An 18396-nucleotide genomic window follows, 5' to 3' on the forward strand; every position below is an offset into this window, starting at 1 on the left:
GAAACCGCTCAAGGAACGCGGTTTCCGGAAACAGAGGGAGGGTTAGTTCTGACTGGAGCACTTCCCGGTCTTGACGTTATAGTTGCCGCAGGAAAGCGGGTTCCGCCAATCGGAAATCAGATCCTTGGAACCTGGGAGATAGTCGGACCAGGCGTCGCCGGCCACCATGCCGGCGGTCTGCCAGACAATCTCGAACTGGCCGTCATCCTGGATCTCACCGATCAGGACGGGCTTGGTGATGTGGTGGTTGGGCATCATGGCGGAGTAACCGCCGGACAGGTTGGGTACTGTCACGCCGATAATGGCGTCCTGGACCGCGGCCGGGTCGGTGGTCCCTGCCTTTTCAACGGCCTTGATCCACATGTTGAAGCCGATGTAATGGGCCTCCATGGGATCATTGGTTACCCGTTGCTCGCTTTTAATGAACTTCTGCCAGTTTTCAATGAAGGTGTCGTTGATCTCGCTGTCCACGCTCATGAAGTAGTTCCAGGCGGCAAGATGACCGACCAGGGGTCTGGTGTCGATACCGGAAAGCTCTTCTTCGCCCACGGAAAAGGCAATGACCGGGATGTTGTCGGCGGTGATGCCCTGGTTGCCCAGTTCCTTGTAAAAGGGCACGTTGGCGTCGCCGTTAATGGTGGATACCACGGCCGTCTTTTTGCCGGTGGCGCCGAATTTTTTGATGTCAGCGACAATGGACTGCCAGTCGGAGTGGCCAAAGGGGGTGTAGTTGATCATGATATCCTCGGCAGCCACGCCCTTGGCCTTGAGATAGGCCTCAAGGATCTTGTTGGTGGTACGGGGATAGACATAATCAGTACCGGCCAGAACCCAGCGCTTGACTCCCATGTCATTCATCAGATAGTCAACCGCGGGAATTGCCTGCTGGTTCGGCGCGGCGCCGGTGTAGAAAACATTTTTTGACGATTCCTCACCCTCATACTGTACCGGATAAAAAAGCAGGCTGTTAAGCTCTTCAAAGACCGGGAGCACGGATTTGCGGGAGACCGAGGTCCAGCAGCCAAACACCGCTGCCACCTTTTCCTTTTCAATGAGTTCACGGGCCTTTTCGGCAAAGAGAGGCCAGTCGGAAGCCGGATCGACGACCACGGCCTCGAGTTTCTTGCCCAGCAGTCCACCCTTTTTATTCTGCTCGTCAATGAGCATCAGCATGGTGTCTTTCAAGGTGGTTTCACTGATGGCCATGGTGCCGGACAGGGAGTGCAAGACCCCGACCTTGATGGTGTCACCGGCCAGGGCCTGGCCGCCAAAAAGGGATCCGACCGTTAGGGCGCAACCCAGTGACAGTGTGAGCAGTCTTGATTTCATTTCTTCTCCTTTCTGTAGTGTTGTTCAAGTTACATTGTGAATTTCTTGCCTGAAGCCGCTTTTGGCTCAATCGACTGCACACGGTATGCCATCAGGGATGTATCGCGGCGCCGGGTTATGTAACCTCTGTATTTCATAAGAAAAAAATTTTAGCGCCAGGTTACGCTGTCCCTGTCCGGTCAAAACAAAACAATACATTTGTGTATCGTTTTGTTTTGCTTTATTACATTTATGTGTTTTGCGTGCCACGAAACCGAGTTGGTTTGCGCAGTTTTGTAAGAAAATGATCACAATGGTGGTTTTGTGTTGCGCCGCGCTGTCCGCCCGGATGAATAGGGGTGGGGATGCAGGACCGCCTGGGGCGGCTTAATCAGTGTCCGAGATTGGGCGAAAGGGCCATTTCCGGATGGGCACTAATCAGCCTGTTTTATGCCGTCCGGCCCTGAACCGGCTGGACAGCTGATCAACTGCCTTTTTTCCCCGTAATTGAAATCAGCGTCATGTTCCGGGGTGTGGCAGCGGCGGCAGATCATTTCCAGTGGTTGCCGGGAAAGGGACACCGCGGCCGGGTTGTTGCCGTGGCCGCGGTCCGGTCCGTGGCAGGTCTCGCAGCCCACGGACCGGAGCGACAGGGGCAGGGTGAGCAGGGACTGCCCCTGGTCTGGCGGCGCCGGGGTGACGTGACAGGTCAGGCAGGTCAGGTTGAACTGCTGCTGTTTGGCAACCAGGGCCTGGTAGGCGGCGCCATGGCGGGTGGTCTGCCAGAAGGCGGCCTGGTCGGGATGACATTCGGCGCAGGCCTGCCAGCCGGTATATCGATCGAGCCGGCTGCCGGGTTTTCTTCCGTTCCGGCCTGTCCGGGCCGCGGACTTTGCCTCCCGGGCCGTTCGTTGACCGGCCCGGGAAATATCTTCTTTGATCCGTTTCACCAGGGCCAGTATTTCCGGCTGGTCCGGCAGACTGGTGGTCATGGAGATGTAGCTGTTGCTGAAAGTGGACGGCGTTGCGTCTTCTTCTTGCCTGTTTCCCGGTTGCCAGGATTTCTGCCGGTTGATCCGCAGCCAGCCCAGGTATTTCCCCTGTTTGCCGGTCTGGCAGATCAGGGTGTTTTTCACCACCAGCGGGGGCAGGTTGGCCGGGGAGGGGGAGGACTGGATGATCAACCGGATGCCGTCCACTGAATCGGCAATGGCCCGGTTCTCGGCCAGGGAATAGTTGGACAACAGAATCACCAGATCGCACTTGTCCTTAAGACCGGCGACCGTGTCCGGCAGCACCCGGCGCCAGGGGAGGATAACCACATCATCGGGCAGGACCGGCCGCGGCTGGGCATTGTCATTGGTGATGCCGATGACGCCGATGGTGAGATCATCCCGGGTGATGACGGTGTACGGTGTAAATAAAGGGCTGGAGTCCCCGCGGCGGACCAGGTTGGCGGAGAGCCAGGGAAACGCGGCCCGCCGGTTCAGGTCGAGAAGAAAGTCCAGCCCTCCGGCCAGATCGCTGTTGCCCACTGCCACCGCATCAAAGCGCATCAGATCATAGGCCCGCGCGATGCCGGCCGCGGCGATTTTTGCCTGGTCGAGCCTGGCGCCGGTGAGATGCCCGGGCTTGAACAGCAGGTTGCCGCTGTCCAGGGTCAGGGCCGGGGGGCCGGGGTTTTCCCGTAATCGGTTCAGTTGAAACGCCTTTTTGGACAGACCGCCCAATTGAGCGCTTTTTCAGCCGCAGGGTTCCAGCTCGCCCAGAACGTCGTTGCCGTACAGGATGGTGAGATCGGTTCCCGCGGTTGCGGATACACCGGCCGGCGGGAGAAGCAGGAGTCCCGTGAGCAGGAGGAATCCGGCAATAATGGATGCAATGACACTTCTCATGATCTTTCCTCAGGTCTGTTTTGGGGAGTCAGGGTTACGTTGGCGCAGAATCCGGCGCCACTTGATCAGCCGCTCCTTGATCACCGCCTCGTAGCCCCGGTTGGTGGGGTGATAAAAGGTCTGTCCGTTCAGTTCCCCGGGCAGGTGTTCCTGCAGGACCAGGCCGTCGGCATGGTCGTGGGCATATTGATATCCCTTGCCGTAGTCCAGTTTCTTCATCAAGCCGGTGGGGGCGTTGCGCAGATGGAGCGGCACCGGCAGGCTGCCGCTTTGGTTGATCTCCTGGCGCACCTTTTTATAGGCCATGTAGAGGGCATTGCTTTTAGGGGCGGTTGCCAGGTAGACCACGCACTGGACCAGGGCCAGTTCCCCTTCCGGCGAACCCAGGGTGTGATAGGCGTCCCGGCAGTTGATCGCCAGGTTGAGTGCCCGGGGATCGGCATTGCCGATATCCTCCGAGGCAAAACGGATCATCCGCCGGGCGATGTAGAGCGGTTCCTCGCCCGCGGCCAGCATCCGCGCCAGCCAGTAGAGGGCTCCGTCCGGGTCGCTGTCCCGCAGGCTCTTGTGCAGGGCCGAGATCAGGTTGTAATGCTCCTCGCCGTCCATGTCGTAGCGCAGGGTGGTGCGCTGACTGGCCTCCAGGACCGTGTCCAGGGTGATGATCGGTTTTTCTCCATCGGTCCGGGGCCGGGCCAGGCTGGCGGCGATCTCCAGGTTGTTCAGGGCCCGGCGGGCATCGCCGTCGGCCATGGCCGCCAGGTGGTCCAGGGCCTGGTCGTTGGCAATGATATCGAGTTTGCCCAGCCCGTTTTCCCGGTCGATCAGCGCCCGGGAGAGGATTTTTTTTAAGTTTTCCGGGGCAAGGGGGTTCAGTACCAGGACCCGGCAGCGGGAGAGCAGCGGGGCGATTACCTGGAAGGAGGGGTTCTCGGTGGTGGCGCCGATCAGGGTCAGGAGCCCGCTTTCCACGTGGGGCAGAAAGCCGTCCTGCTGCGCCTTGTTGAACCGGTGGATTTCGTCGACAAAAAGGATGGTGTTTTTTTTATTTTTTTCCAGCTGCTCTTGGGCCTGGGCAACGATCGCCCGCACCTCCTTGACCCCGGACATCACGGCCGAGAAAAAGACAAAGTCCGCCCCGGTGCTTCTGGCCAGGATCCGGGCCAGGGTGGTCTTGCCCGAGCCCGGCGGCCCCCAGAGGAGCAGCGACGGGATCTGCTGCTGGTCAATGAGCCGGCTCAGCATCCGGTCCCGGCCCAGCAGCTCCTCCTGACCCACGAAATCGGTCAACGAGGTGGGCCGCATCCGCTCGGCCAGGGGGATATTGGTTTTTCGGGAGGGGCCGGTCAAGACTGCTGCCTCGCCGGGCAATAATCAACGGATCGTTGCATCTTGGGTTCACTCCTTGGGGATGAAAATCACGTTGGGTAACTGCCTGAGATCCGCGTCAGAGGTGATGATCTCGCAGGCAAAGGATCGCGCCACGGCAACAATAATCGCATCCGCCATGGCAAGACCGTGCCGCAGGGCCAGGTCCGCGGCCGCCAGGGCAAGGGTTTCGTCAAAAGGTATCAGTTGCGAGTTTTTCATATGCCCGGCTGCAAACAGGGCCTTTTCCTCTCCGACTTCCCGTTTCAGAATCTTGTATACCTCGTAGAGGATTATGGCGGGAACCAGAATTTCCTCCGGATCTTCCAGATACTGTTGGTAGTGGTCGGCAAGGCTCCCATCGGAAAACCACTCCAGCCAGCCGCAGGAATCAACGATAACCATTAAAAACGGTCCTTTTTCTCGCGGTAGTCAGCCAGCCCGGCGCCGGTCGCTATTCCCCGCAGCTCTTGGAGTGAGCGTTGGGGGATGAGGATAAGCATGCCGTCTTTTTCTATCACCGTCAGCTTCTGTTGGGGCCGCAACCGGAGACGTTCCCTGACCTGTTTTGGAATAACCACCTGATACTTGCTTGAAATCGTGGTCTGCATACCATTCTCCCTTTGCTTGATCGATACGATAAGTGTATGAAAAATGTCGCAGGGTGTCAAGCTAATGCCCAGGTGGTTTCAGGGATGATCAGCGGCAGGCCCGGTCCAGTTCCTGCCATTTTTTTTCCAGCCGTTTGGCTGACACCGGATAGGCGGTCTTGAGTTCCGGGGCAAACAGGGAGATCCGGAATTCCTCAATCATTTCCTCGAATTCAGCCAGCCGGGCCGCGCACTCGGGCGATGAATCCCGCCGGCCGGACTCAATCTCCCGCAACCGGGCAACAAACAGGGTCAGTCGGGATGCCTTGGCCGCGTCTTTTCTCGGGTCCAGCCGGGCCCGTTCCACCCGGATCTGCAATCCCTTGCAATAGCGGATTGCATTAATGATCCGCGCCTCGCTCCGGGTGCGGAGAAAGTCCGAAGGCAGAATCCGGGCCAGGTGGGCGTGGAAGTCCAAGTCATGACCGGCAACCGGCCCGGGCAGGGCCGGCTGGTATTTTTTGATCAGATCCAGGGTGGTCCGCCGCTCGGTCAAGACCTGGCGGACCCGGTCAAGCAGCCGGTTGGCAAGCAGATACATCCCGTTTTCCTTGACCTTTTCGATCTGTTGTATAAATTTTTTTTCATTGGGGATCAGGCCATTGCGGCAGGAGAATATCTCAACCAGCACGAATCGGAACAACTCCTCCAGGAATTGTTTGCGGTCGGCCAGCCCCTCCAGCAGTCTCCAGCCGGTTTTCTGGTCCAAAAAGGCCCGGCATTCCTTTTTAAGCGCAGTGAACTGTTTGGGAAACCAGCGCCGGTACAGGGCAAGTGTTCCCTGCCGGGTGAGCCGGCAAGACTGCTCCCGGTCGCCTGCCAGCCGGATGGCCACGGTCCGGTTTTCCTCCTCGACCAGGGCCGGATAGGCAAAGCCCAGGAGTTTTTCTTGCTGGTCGCTGATCGGAATTTCAGCCGGCAGTTCGGCAAAATCCCATTCAGTGATATTGTCGCGTTCCCATTGGCGTCGGAGCGCTGCCGGGATCAGGTCCACGGCCCGGGTGGCGGTTGATAGCCGGTCCCGGTCGCTCAGGTCCCTCAGGCTGCGGCTGCTTTTAAGAACCTTGCCCCTCTGGTCCACCAGTTCGAACCGGGTCCGCAGATGCGGGGGCAGGGTGTCCGGGCCGGGCCAGTCGCGACGGTCGATCCGGAGCCGGTACTCTTTACCAATGGCCTTTTCCAGGGCCGGGAGCAGGGGGCCCTGGGAGGCCGATATCCCGGCCGCCAGGCCGGCGGCGGTTTCAGGAATAGGGATCAGCTGGCGGCGGATGGCCTTGGGCAGCCCCTTGAGCAGGCAGGTAATCTTTTCAACCAGCAGCCCGGGCACCGGCCGGTCAAAGAGGGCCGGGTCGATCCGGCCCACCAGGTCAACGGGCAGGCTGACAGTGACCCCGTCCTCGGCAGTGCCGGGTTCGAAACGGTATTTGAGCGCAAGCTTCAGGTCGCCCAACACCATGCTTTTGGGGAATTGTTCCAGCCGGTCCCGGTCCGGCAGCTCTTTAACCAGGTCGTCCCGGTTCATTCTGAGAAAGTCGTCTCCCTTTTCCTTGATCACCCGGTTGAGACCCTGCCGGTCGCAGATATCGGGCAGCCGCTGGTGGTAAAACTCAAATACCGTCTGGTCATCGACCATCACCCCGCGCAGCCGGAGCCGGTTCTCCATTTCCTCCAGTTCGGCCATTAACTTTCCGTTGTGCTCGAAAAAGGGGAAACGGCCGCCCAGTTCGCCTTTGACCAGTGCGTCGTGGATAAAGATCGCATGGGCCTCGGCCCGGGCCGTTGGCCCGACTTTTTTGTAATTGACCTTGCGGCCGGCCACCAGCACCAGGCCGAACAGGGTGACCTTTTCATCGGCCACCACCTGGCCGCTTTTCTTTTCCCAGCGCGGGCGCGAGTAGCTCGACCGGCAGAGATCGCCGGCAATGGGCTCAAGCCAGTCCGGATTGATATTGGCCACGGTCCGGGCAAAGAGCCGGCTGGTCTCCACCAGTTCGGCGGCCACGATCCAGCTTCCGGCGGAGTTGAACTGGCTCGAACCGGGAAATATCATCAACTCCTTGTCCTGGGCGCCCAGGTAGATGTTTTTTGCTTTTTTCAGGCCGATGTTGCGGAGGTAGCCGCTCAGTATGGCCTGGTGTACCGCATCAAAGGGGGCTGGCCGGCGGTTGTATTCAAAGCCTTCATCAATCAGAATGGCGCTGGGCTGGTCGTGGATATCCTGCCATTCCCGCATCCGTTGATAGGAGAGAAAATGGGTCTTGCAGAACTTGCGGGCCTGGTTGCGGCTCTTTTTTCGGGCCACGGCGTGAAAGGCCTCCCAGATGGAGAGATAGGAGAGAAAATCCGAGCCCTCCACGCGGAATCGTTGATGGGCCTGGTCCGCCTCGGTCTCATGGTCGGCCGGCCGCATCCGCGGGTCCTGGCCGGCCAGGGCCGCGACGATGATCTGTACCTCGCGCAGGGCATTGCGCTCTTGGGCCTCGATCAACTGCCGGGCCAGGCGGGGACCGATGGGCAGCCTGGCCATCAGCCGGCCCCTGGCGGTGAGGTAATGCCTGCACCCCTCTGTTCTGATCGCGCCCAACTCGGCGAGCAGGGTGTAGCCGTCGCGGATCGCCCGCCGGGCCGGGGGGTCGATAAAGGGAAATTCGCCCGGGTCGCCGAGCTGATGGAAGAGCATCCGCAGAATGACCTCGGCCAGGTTGGAACGTTTGATCTCCGGCAGGGTGAACTCCGGCCGGCCCTTATACTCATCCTCGCCATAGAGGCGGATACATATTCCCGGACCCACCCGGCCGCATCTTCCCTTGCGCTGATCGCAGCCGGCCCGGGAGATCGGGGCCACCGGCATGCGCATGGTGCGGGCCCGGGGGCTGTACATCGGGATCCGGGCCAGGCCGGTATCGATCACATAACGGATTCCCGGGACCGTGATCGAGGTTTCAGCCACATTGGTGGCGATGACGATCTTTTCGACCCTGGCCGGCCGGAAGATCCTCTGCTGGTCCCTTGGATGCAGCCGGCCGAACAGGGGGAGGATAAGCGGCTGGTTCGACCAGGGGCCGGACCCGGTCCGGCCGGAAGGGTCTTTCAGTTTTCCGGCCAGGGTGTCCATTGTCTCGCGGATATCCCGCTCAGTGGGCATGAACACCAGGATGTCGCCGGGCCGGTCCTGGCAACGGAGTTTAGCGATCGCCGCCACTGCCAGGTCCACCGGGGTCAGCTCTTCGCCGTCCTTTTCCCGGGGCTGGTAGCGGACCTCCACCGGATGGGCGCGGCCGGAGACCTGGATCACCGGCGCATTGTTGAAGTGGCGGGAGAATTTTTCCGTGTCAATGGTGGCCGAGGTGATGATCAGCTTGAGATCTTTTCTGTGGGCCAGCAGTTGCTTGAGGTAGCCCAGGAGAAAGTCGATGTTCAGGCTGCGCTCGTGGGCCTCATCGATGATCAGGGTATCGTAGGCACCGAGTTTTTTGTGCTGCCGGGTCTCGGCCAGGAGGATCCCGTCGGTCATGAACTTGATCCGGGTCCGGGATGAGGTCCGGTCCTGGAAGCGGATTTTGTAGCCGACCAGGCCGGAACAGCCGGCCGGTTCCAGTTCCTCGGCCAGCCGGGCCGCCATGGCCGTGGCCGCCAAACGGCGGGGCTGGGTGCAGCCGATTGTTTTTTTTATGCCGCGGCCGGCCTCCAGGCACATCTTGGGCAGCTGGGTGGTCTTGCCCGACCCGGTGTCGCCGGAGACGATGATCACCTGGTGCTCATCGACGGCCTTGATAATTTTCTCTTTTTGGGCGACAATGGGCAGGTCGTCGGGATAGGGGATAGGGACTGGCATGGTGCGGATCTGTCGGAGTTATGCGGTGTACCGGTTGAATATTTTTGTATTCTGACGAGCCGCCATCCTACCACGGTTTTCATAAACCAGCATGGCTGGACCAGATTTTCAGGCCGCGGCCACAACCAACAATGAAAACCTCCCCGGGCAGCGAGCTTTGTCCGGCACGACTTTCATATAAAACATCTGTGTTGTCACGGGTCGCAACCCTGCCGGCCATATCTGAAAAAGGAGATATACGACCATGAAGGTACGTAAAGCCGTTATCCCGGTTGCCGGTCTCGGCACCCGGTTTCTGCCGGCCACCAAGGCCATCCCCAAGGAGATGCTGACCATTGTTGACCGGCCCACCATCCAGTACATTGTCGAAGAGGCGGTGGCCTCGGGAATCGAGCAGGTTATCCTGATTACCAGCGCGGGCAAGTCGGCGATAGAGAACCATTTTGACTATGATTTTGTGCTGGATACCGTGCTCCAGGAAAAAAACAAGCACCGTCTACGCGAGGAGCTGGCCCATATCTCCAATCTGATCGACATCGTTTCGGTGCGGCAGAAAAAGCCCCTGGGGCTGGGGCATGCCATCTGGACCACCCGCAACGTGGTGGGCAATGAACCCTTTTGCGTGCTCCTGGGCGACGACCTGGTATTGAGTGAACGGCCATGCTGCCGGCAGATGCTTGATATATTCGACGAGGTGGAGGAGTCCATAGTCGCCATCCAGCGGGTCCCCCTGGACCAGACCTGTAATTACGGGATCGTCGAAGGGCTGCCCAATGACCGGGAACGGACCTTTAAGGTGAAACGGATGGTGGAAAAACCCGCGCCCGGCACCACCAACTCCGACATGGCGATCATCGGCCGCTACATCCTGCAGCCGGAGATATTCGAGATCCTGGAAAAGACCACCCCGGGCCACGGCGGCGAGATCCAGCTCACCGACGCCCTGCAGGCCCTGGCCCGGCAGCGGGGGATGTATGCCTACGAGTTCGAGGGCACCCGTTACGATGCCGGCGACAAACTCGGCTATCTCAAGGCCGTGGTCGCCTTTGCCCTGCGTCATCCTGATCTGGGCGCCGACTTTGGCGAGCATATCAAGAAAGTGGCCGCTGGCCTGTGATTGTCCATGACCTACCTGGAAGTGGCGGTGGCCGCGCCCCTTGACCATACCCTGACCTATGGGCCGCCGGAGCGGGGCAGCGGACTGCTCCGGCCGGGGATGCGGCTGCTGGTGCCCCTGGCCGGCCGGCAGGTTACCGGCTATCTGTTGGGTGAGGTCAAGGAGACGCCCCCGGGGCACTGGAAAATAAAACCAATAACCGAGGTGCTTGACGAGGAACCGCTCTTTTCCGCGCGCCAGGTCACGTTCTACCGCTGGATCGCCAGCTACTATCATTATCCCCTGGGCGAGGTGATCCGGACCGGACTGCCCGGCGGCCTGGTGACCGCCAGCAGCCGCCGGGTCCTGCTCACCGAATCCGGTCAAAGGAACCTGCCCGGGCATGCTTCATATCCCTGGGTCGAGGAACTGGTGCGCAAGGGACAGTTGACCCCGGCGGTTACCAGGAAAATCTGGCGCACCAAAGGGAGACGGCTTGTCAAACAATGGGAGCAGGAAGGGTGGGTGGAGATCAGGGAGGAGATCCGCCGCTCCACCACCCGGATCCGGACCGAGTCCTGCATAACTCTCATACCCGGGAGCGAATTGCCGGCGCTCAAACCTTCCGAGCAGAAGACCCTGGCGCTCTTGGAAGAGTTGACTGCCGCAGCCGGGCAGGAGGAGCCCATCCTGCGCCGGCAGCTCAGCTCGCTTTATTCCGGCGCCGGACAAGCCCTGAAGGGACTGGCGGCCAAGGGGGTGGTGCGGCTCCATGAGAAACCGGTATATCGTGATCCCCTGGGCGAGACCCTGGCGGTGGCCGACCCGCCCGAACATCTGACCCCGGAACAGAGCGCGGCCCTGGAACAGTTATTGCCCGCGGTCCGGCAACAGCGGTTCGCCCCTTTTCTGCTCCACGGGGTTACCGGCAGCGGCAAGACCGAGATCTACCTCCGGGCCGCGGCCGCAACGCTCAACCAGTCCAGGGGCGTGCTGGTGCTGGTGCCGGAAATAGCCCTGGCCGCCTACCTGGAGGCCCAGTTCATCGCCCGGTTCGGTGAGCGGGTGGCCCTGCTCCACAGCGGTCTCTCCGCAGGGGAACGGTTTGACCAGTGGCTGCGGATCGCCCGGGGCGAGGCGACCGTGGTGGTCGGGGCCCGCTCGGCGATATTCGCGCCATTGTCCGACCCGGGGTTGATCGTGGTGGACGAGGAACATGATAACGGCTACAAGCAGGAGGACGGGCTGCGCTATCAGGCCCGGGACCTGGCCGTGCTCCGGGCCCGCCAGGCCGGGGCCGTGGTGCTGCTCGGCTCGGCCACCCCGTCGATCACCAGCTATCATCATGCCCGGACCGGCAAATACCAACTCCTGACCCTTGCCAAGCGGATCGAGGACCGGCCCCTGCCCGCGGTACAGGTGGTCGACCTCAGGCGGATCAAAACCGTGTCCGGGTATCCGCCCCTGTTTTCACCGGACCTGGTAAAGGCCCTGAAAGAGAACCTCGGCCGGGGTGAACAGAGCCTGCTTTTCCTGAACCGTCGCGGCTATGCCAATCTGATGCTCTGCCGCTCCTGCGGCCGGAGCGTTACCTGCGGTCAGTGCCAGGTGGCCATGACCATGCATAAGGGTCGCAACGAGCTGCTCTGTCATTACTGCGGCCATGTCCGGGCGGTGTCGGCCCCTTGTCCATCCTGCAATGGCAGCGAGTTGATCGGGGTGGGGTTCGGCACCGAACGGCTGCAGGCCGAACTGGGCCGGATACTGCCCGCGGCCCGGGTGGCCCGCCTTGACCGGGATACCTGCAGCAAGCGCCGCGATTACCTGGCCGTGCTCAGGGCCATGCACAACCTTGAGATCGATATCCTGGTCGGCACCCAGATGATTGCCAAGGGGCATCATTTCCCCCGGGTGACCCTGGTGGGGATCGTCTGGGCCGATGCCGGTCTGGGGCTGCCGGATTTCCGGGCCGGGGAGCGGGTCTACCAGCTGATCGGCCAGGTCGGCGGCCGGGCCGGCCGGGGCGAGTGGCCGGGCCGGGTGATCATCCAGACCCATCAGCCGGATCACGCCAGTATCCATCTGGCCCGCAGCAACGATTATCCGGCCCTGTATGAGCAAGAGATCTCCCTGCGCCGGGGTCTTGGTTTTCCACCCTTCAGCCGGTTGATCAATATCCGGATCAAGGGGAGGGATGAGCAGGCAGTGGCCGGTGCGGCCCGGGCCCTGGCCGGATACGGCAAGGGATTGATCCGCTCGGGGATCAGGGGGGTGCAGCTCCTGGGCCCGGCCCCGGCGCCCCTGTCACGGCTCCGGGGAAACTATCGCTGGCAGCTGCTGGTCAAGGGTATTGAGGTGGAGTCGCTCCATCTCTTTTGTCAACGCCTTGTCAGGGAGGGACCGGGTCTGGACAGAAGGGTCATGGTCAGTCTGGACGTGGACCCGGAGAATATGTTGTAACAGAGAGGTGTCGGGTTTCAGGTTTCAGATGTCAGGTGAGATCAGAGGACAGGAGACAGAAAAAAACAGGGGTTTAGGTCGATGCCGGAATTATAATCTTCCCCTGAAACCTGGGACCCGCAGCTCACCTCTTACCTCTCACCTGTCTTTTTAATGTGATCAGGCTGATCTCACCCGGGCAGTTGAAGCGTAAGGGGATTCCCGAGGTGCCGACTCCGCGGCTGGTATAGCCGCTCATTTCCAGGTATACCCACGGGCCGGCCGCGGTAAAGCGCGGGGCTCGGCTGTGGGTGAAGATCGGTTTGCCGTTGGGCAGGCAGATCTGGCCGCCATGGGTATGGCCGCAGAGATAGAGGCGGGGGCTGAACTTGATCGCCTCGGCGTAGGCCTCCGGCGAGTGGGCCAGGAAAATTTTGAACCCGTCGCCCGGCACCTTTTTAAAGGCCAGTCCCAGGTCGTGGACCTTGTAGTAATGGGGGTCATCGATTCCAATGATCCAGATCTTTTCTCCCTGCCGCTCAATGGCCGCCGAGTCGTTGACCAGCATCAGTATCCCCGCCTCTTCAAGGTCCGGCACCATTTCGATACAGTCGTGGTTGCCCAGCACTCCAAGAATCCCGTGCCGGGAGTGGACATGGCCGAGGAGGGCGCGCAGCCGGCGCAGGCTGGGGCCGCTGCTTCCGAACATCTCCGGCCGGATGTCGCCGCCGATCAGGCAGAGGTCCACCTCCAGCCCCTTGATTTTGTCGATCAGCAGTTCGTTGAGATCCTTTGTCCCGTCCAGGTGGAGATCAGTGAGGAGCATGATCCGAAAACTGTCGAATGGGCCCGGCAGGTCGGCAAACCGGTATTCCTGTTCCTGGATCCGGATATCATGGCAGTTGCGGGCTCCCCGGTCGTAGAGATTCAACAGCTTGAACAGGCTGCCGATCAGCAGCCGGAAGTAGATATAATTTTCAAAGTTGAGCAGCCGCTGCCACCGGGCCAGGGGCTGATGGCAGGCCCGCCATTCCCGCAGCCGGACCGTGGAGCGGACAATCCGCGGCAGGTTCTTGGCGAGTGGCCGGTAGCGCATATAGCTCCAGAGCCGTGATCCCAGGCCGGCGATGATAATGAACAGCAGCAGGACGGCCGGCAATGCCGGCAGGGGCAGATCCAGGACCGGGACCAGGTAGAGCAGGGGAAAGAGCCCCTCGAATATCTGGTCCAGCAGGAACACCGGCTTGCCGCTGGGGTAACGGAGCCGACGCTTGATGTAACTGGAGAGAAGATCGCCACTGACCACCAGCAGGCCGCCGAGGCCGCCGGCCCGCCAGTCCAGGCCGAGGAGCAGGGGCCCCAGCAGGGCCCCGCCGCCGATACAGAGAAGCGCGCCACGGACGGTCTTATGGGGGCCGAAAAGAGGCTGGCCGTCCGCACAGACCATGCCGAGGTCCAGGGGACGACGGTACCTCTTCCTCCAGAGGATCGCGGCCAGGGGCGGGAGGAAATTAATCAGCAGGAGAAAGAGCAGAAGTTTGGTCGTCATCCGCCTGGCTTCCCGGTGAAATGGTCGGGCCGGTCCGGCCCGGGTCGGTGTCAGTTTGCGGCCAGAGGGTCGAGGATATGGAGCTTGAGCCAGTGGCGGTCCCACCATTCCAGGGGATTGACAAAAACCCCGTTGACCAGGATGGAAAAATGGAGATGGTCGCCGCCGGCCATGCCGGTGGTGCCGCTTAGGCCCAGCACCGTGTCCTGGTCGACCAGGGTGCCGGGCTCCACCCTGATCCGGCTCAGATGGGCATAGAGACTGGCCAGTCCCTGGCCGTGATCAAGGATTACCGTATTGCCGTAGATGCCCAGATAACCGGCAAATACCACCCGGCCGCGGTTGGCGGCCTTGACCTGATCATGTCTGGTCGAGGCCAGGTCAATGCCCAGATGGACCTGGTGGTCGATCTTCTTGCCCTTGTAAAAATAGTCGCGGCTGTCGGCAAAGCCTGCTGTTTTCTTGCTGCGGGCCATCTGCTTGAAGGGGCCCTGCCAGAGACGTTGCTCGGCTGACCGTGAACAGATCTCCCTGATCCGTTTGCCGTTTTCCTGCCGGACCTGGTTGTTTACAAAGATAAACCGCTGGGCCGGAGTGCCGGTCATTTGCGGGTAGGCCTCGGCGAACTCGGGGAGTTTCCGCTTCAGGAAACCATCGCTGATCTCGATCCGGGAGAATCGCCAACGCGGTTTTCTCAGGTTCATGCCAAAGGATGCCCGGCCCTGGTTGCCCACCTGGTCGGTGGCGATTACCACTGCCCTGGAGATGGCGGTGGTGTCATGGGGCAGACCGATCAGCACCGCGAACAGCCCCTTGTTCCGGGTTCAACGGGTAGCCGGGCAGGAAACGGCCGTTGATGGAGACCCCGTGGGTCGCGGGCGGTTCATTGATCCGGTAGATCACCACCCCGCTGCCGCCGGGCCTGATATCCCGGGGGGCATCGACAACCACCACCCGGGGCGGGGTGGTGTCGATCTCCACCGGTACCTCGAGGGTCGTCCGGTTGCCCGCGCCCCAGCCCCAGAGGGAGAAGTCCCGGGCCGTGAAACGGAGCATGGCCTTGCCTTGCTTGAAGCCCAGGTCAGGGATGTTGATGGAGATTGTTTCCTCGACCTGTTTCGGTCCGACATTCAGCAGATAGCCCTGGCCGGGGAACTCCTTCCGCATTATCCGGACCTGCCGGGTCCGGGGAGCCTTGCCCTTTACCTTGACCTGCTGGATAAACTGGAGGCTGAGCTGTCTTACCCCCCTTTGTTGGTCATCAACGGTGAACCGGACCGTAAGCTCGGGGCCGCTGCGGGAGACGTCGTTCAGCACCGTTATCCGCGGTTTATCCTGCTCAAAGAGGATAACCATTGCCGCGGCCAGCAGGACGATGATAACGACAAGGATCAGGCCAAGGCCGAGGAAACGATTTTTCTTGAGCAGGTCGCTGCTGTTTTTGCGCATTACACGGCCCCGGGTAGTGATGAAGGGGATTTTCAGCCCCAGGCGATCTGATATTTCTTGATCTGCGCCCCATGGTCGGGCTTGATGATGAAACGCTTGCCAGTCTCCCGTTCCAGGGTCTCCACCACCAGGGACTCTTCCTTGAGCATCATCTCCGCCACCCCTGGGTGCACGGTCAGGGTGACGCTGGTGCCTTCCATCCTGGGGGCATGGCGGACCACCTTGCGGAAGATTTCATGGCAGATGGCGCGGCGCGATTTGTCGAACCCCCGGCCGTCGCAGAAGGGGCAGGGCTCACAGAGCAGCCGGGTAAGGTTGTCCCGGTTCCTTTTGCGGGTCATCTGCACCAGACCGAACTCTGAAAGTTTGAGGATGTTGATCCGGCTCTTGTCCTTTTTCGCTGCGTCCTGCATGGCCTGGAACACCTTGTCCCGGTGTTCCTCGTTTTCCATGTCAATGAAATCGATGATAATGATCCCGCCGATATTTCTGAGCCGCAGTTGGTAGGCGATCTCCTTGACCGCCTCCATATTGGTCTTGAACAGGGTCTCTTCCAGATCGTTCTTGCCCACGTAGCGGCCGGTGTTCACGTCAACCGCGGTAAGGGCCTCGGTGGTCTCGATGACTATGTAGCCGCCGGAGCGGAGCCAGACCTTCTTCTCCAGGGCCCGGCAGATCTCCACCTCGACCCCGTAGGCATCGAACAGGGGCACTTCGCCCTCGTAATAATTAACCTTGTCACGGAGCTGCGGCACAAAGGTGTCGACAAAGCGCAACACCCGTTCATGGGTGCGGCGGTCATCGACCAGCACCTGTTTGGTATCAGGGGTGAACAGGTCCCGCACCGCCCGCAGGGTGATGTCCAGGTCCTCGTACACCAGGGCCGGGGCCGGGGTTTTGTCGGCCATGGTCTGGATATCGCTCCAGAGCAGGAGGAGGAACTCCATGTCCGCCTCCAGATCGCCGCGGGTGGCGTTCTCCGCGGCCACGGTGCGGACGATGAAGCCCTTGCCCTCCGGCCGCAGGATCTCGATCTCCTGGCGGAGCCGCTGCCGGACCTCTTCGTTTTCGATCTTGCGGGAGATGCCGATATGGTCGGTCATCGGCATGAAGACCAGGTTGCGGCAGGGCAGGGTGATATGGCAGGTGAGCCGGGCCCCCTTGGTGCCGATGGGCTCCTTGCATATCTGGACCAGAATGTCCTGGCCCTCGGTCAACAGGTTCTCGATCGTTGTTTCGTCCCGGGAGGGCCGCGGGTCCTGCTGCCGGCTGTTGCTCGAATCCGAACAGCAGCTCCGCTCGCGGTCGTTGGTCAGCAGCCGTTGTTCCAGTTCGTCGGTGGTGATATGGATATCATCAACATAGAGGAACCCGGTCCGTTCCAGGCCGATATCCACAAAGGCGGCCTGCATCCCGGGCAGGACCCGGACCACCCGGCCCCGGTAGATATTGCCGACCAGCCCTTTTTCCCGCGGCTGTTCCTGGTGAAACTCGACCAGGTTGCTGTTTTCCAACAGGGCAATGCGGATCTCATAGGAGGTGGCGTTGATGAGCAGATAATTATCCATAATTAAGTACTTTCAGGGCTGATTGGCAAGGGGGCCGAGGAACGGTTGTCAGGCTCTTGGCTTGCAAAAAGAACGGGCCTTGCTATGGTGACTCGTGCGTAGTCAATAGTATTTATCATGAAAGTCGCCCCGGACGGAACCTCGGTGTCCGGGGAGATTCTCATTGTTGGTTGTGGCCGCGGCCTGAAACTTGGTCCAGCCATGCTGGTTTATACAAAACTATTGGCAAACTTAAAATGGAAAATTATGTAAGCGTTATTATCCCCGTGTATAACCGGGAAAAATTTATCATGCAATCCGTGGAGTCGGTGCTTGCCCAGACCTGGTCCTGTTTCGAGGTGATCGTGGTGGATGACGGCTCCACCGACCGCACCGCGGAACTGGTGGCCCGGCTCCGGCAAAAGAGCGATCCCGGGCGGATTATTTATATCTCCCAGGAGAACCAGGGACCGGCCGCGGCCCGCAACACCGGCATCCGGGCGGCCCGGTACGATCTGCTCGCCTTTCTCGATTCCGACGACCGCCTTGTCAAGGACAAGCTTGCGGCCCAGGTGGCATTGATGGCGGCCAATCCCGAGGCGCTCATCTCCCATACCGATGAGATCTGGTTTCGGCGGGGGGTGCGTTTGAATCCCAAGAACAGACATCGTAAGGGCGGCGGCGATCTTTTTGCCCGCTGTCTTGAACTGTGCGTGGTGGGGATGTCCACGGTAATGGCGCGCCGGGATTTTTTTGCGCGGGCCGGCTTTTTTAACGAGGATTTTTTCTGCTGCGAGGACTATGATCTCTGGCTGCGGGCCAGCGTTGATCTGCCCTTTCTCTACCTGGACCGGGCCCTGACCATCAAGGACGGCGGCCGGGGTGATCAGCTTTCCGTGATCCACCGGATGGGCATGGATAAGCTCAGGATTAAATCCATAACCATGCTCCTTGATTCCGGCCGGCTTGACCCGCAACAGGAAGAGATGGCAATCAGCGAGTTGACCCGGAAATGCACGATCTACGGCCAGGGCTGCCTGAAACACGGCCGCAGTGAAGAGGGGCGATATTATCTTGAGCTGCCCGGCCGGGGACAGATGACAGAGGACAGAAGACAGAGGACAGAAAAAACAGTGGGCAGTGGACGGTGAAAAAATATGGAGCAGTAAATATGGGCCGGGATATAATATTCTCTGACCTCTGACCTCTGACCTCTGACCTCTGACCTCTGACCTCTGACCTCTGACCCCTGTCTTTACA

14 protein-coding genes are annotated in these 18396 nt (G+C 60.5%); 3 read left to right on the forward strand and 11 right to left on the reverse strand.

Annotation, left to right across the window (positions count from 1 at the left end):
- Window positions 1-42: 42 nt before the first annotated feature.
- The 7 genes from urtA to hrpA all read right to left on the reverse strand — a co-directional run bounded on the left by urtA (window position 43) and on the right by hrpA (window position 9056).
- Window positions 43-1329 (reverse strand): urea ABC transporter substrate-binding protein, encoded by a 1287-nt coding sequence (urtA, locus tag L3J03_00360; GenBank protein MCF6289447.1) that lies wholly within the window; start codon window positions 1327-1329, stop codon window positions 43-45.
- A 413-nt stretch (window positions 1330-1742) separates the two neighbouring features.
- A complete protein-coding gene (locus L3J03_00365) occupies window positions 1743-3038 on the reverse strand; it encodes a hypothetical protein (protein ID MCF6289448.1) in 1296 nt (431 codons plus the stop codon).
- A 12-nt stretch (window positions 3039-3050) separates the two neighbouring features.
- Window positions 3051-3203, reverse strand: a complete 153-nt coding sequence (locus L3J03_00370; GenBank protein ID MCF6289449.1) for a hypothetical protein — start codon at window positions 3201-3203, stop codon at window positions 3051-3053.
- Between the two features lie 9 nt (window positions 3204-3212).
- On the reverse strand, window positions 3213-4508 hold the full coding sequence (locus L3J03_00375; protein ID MCF6289450.1) for a replication-associated recombination protein A: 1296 nt from the start codon (window positions 4506-4508) through the stop codon (window positions 3213-3215).
- 93 nt (window positions 4509-4601) lie between these two features.
- Window positions 4602-4976, reverse strand: a complete 375-nt coding sequence (locus L3J03_00380) for a type II toxin-antitoxin system VapC family toxin (protein ID MCF6289451.1) — start codon at window positions 4974-4976, stop codon at window positions 4602-4604.
- Window positions 4976-5182 carry an AbrB/MazE/SpoVT family DNA-binding domain-containing protein gene (locus L3J03_00385; protein ID MCF6289452.1) on the reverse strand — a complete coding sequence of 69 codons (207 nt, stop codon included), beginning with the start codon at window positions 5180-5182 and terminating at the stop codon, window positions 4976-4978. The genes L3J03_00380 and L3J03_00385 overlap by 1 nt, the downstream gene beginning before the upstream one ends.
- 88 nt (window positions 5183-5270) lie before the next feature.
- Window positions 5271-9056: an ATP-dependent RNA helicase HrpA gene (gene hrpA / locus L3J03_00390; GenBank protein ID MCF6289453.1), complete on the reverse strand. Its 3786-nt coding sequence runs from the start codon at window positions 9054-9056 to the stop codon at window positions 5271-5273.
- A 244-nt stretch (window positions 9057-9300) separates the two neighbouring features.
- Here hrpA and galU point away from each other — a divergent pair, with 244 nt between their 5' ends.
- The gene (gene galU, locus L3J03_00395; GenBank protein MCF6289454.1) at window positions 9301-10173 is read left to right on the forward strand and encodes a UTP--glucose-1-phosphate uridylyltransferase GalU; all 873 of its coding nucleotides are present in this window, start codon (window positions 9301-9303) and stop codon (window positions 10171-10173) included.
- A gap of 6 nt (window positions 10174-10179) precedes the next feature.
- On the forward strand, window positions 10180-12612 hold the full coding sequence (priA, locus tag L3J03_00400) for a primosomal protein N' (protein MCF6289455.1): 2433 nt from the start codon (window positions 10180-10182) through the stop codon (window positions 12610-12612).
- Window positions 12613-12736: 124 nt separating this feature from the next.
- Here the strand turns inward: priA and L3J03_00405 are convergent, their stop codons facing one another.
- From L3J03_00405 to L3J03_00420, 4 genes are read right to left on the reverse strand one after another with little or no spacing between them, the layout of a single operon-like run.
- Window positions 12737-14140, reverse strand: coding sequence for a CDP-archaeol synthase (locus L3J03_00405; GenBank protein ID MCF6289456.1), 1404 nt, complete (start codon window positions 14138-14140; stop codon window positions 12737-12739).
- Window positions 14141-14190: 50 nt separating this feature from the next.
- Window positions 14191-14940 (reverse strand): M23 family metallopeptidase, encoded by a 750-nt coding sequence (locus L3J03_00410; protein MCF6289457.1) that lies wholly within the window; start codon window positions 14938-14940, stop codon window positions 14191-14193.
- Window positions 14918-15589, reverse strand: coding sequence for a hypothetical protein (locus tag L3J03_00415; GenBank protein ID MCF6289458.1), 672 nt, complete (start codon window positions 15587-15589; stop codon window positions 14918-14920). The genes L3J03_00410 and L3J03_00415 overlap by 23 nt, the downstream gene beginning before the upstream one ends.
- Before the next feature lie 32 nt (window positions 15590-15621).
- Window positions 15622-17157: an Rne/Rng family ribonuclease gene (locus L3J03_00420; GenBank protein ID MCF6289459.1), complete on the reverse strand. Its 1536-nt coding sequence runs from the start codon at window positions 17155-17157 to the stop codon at window positions 15622-15624.
- A 290-nt stretch (window positions 17158-17447) separates the two neighbouring features.
- Between L3J03_00420 and L3J03_00425 the strand changes: the two genes are divergently transcribed.
- Window positions 17448-18287, forward strand: a complete 840-nt coding sequence (locus L3J03_00425) for a glycosyltransferase family 2 protein (GenBank protein ID MCF6289460.1) — start codon at window positions 17448-17450, stop codon at window positions 18285-18287.
- The last annotated feature ends 109 nt before the right edge of the window (window positions 18288-18396 follow it).

This window comes from Desulfobacterales bacterium (assembly GCA_021647905.1).
GTDB lineage: Bacteria > Desulfobacterota > Desulfobulbia > Desulfobulbales > BM004 > JAKITW01.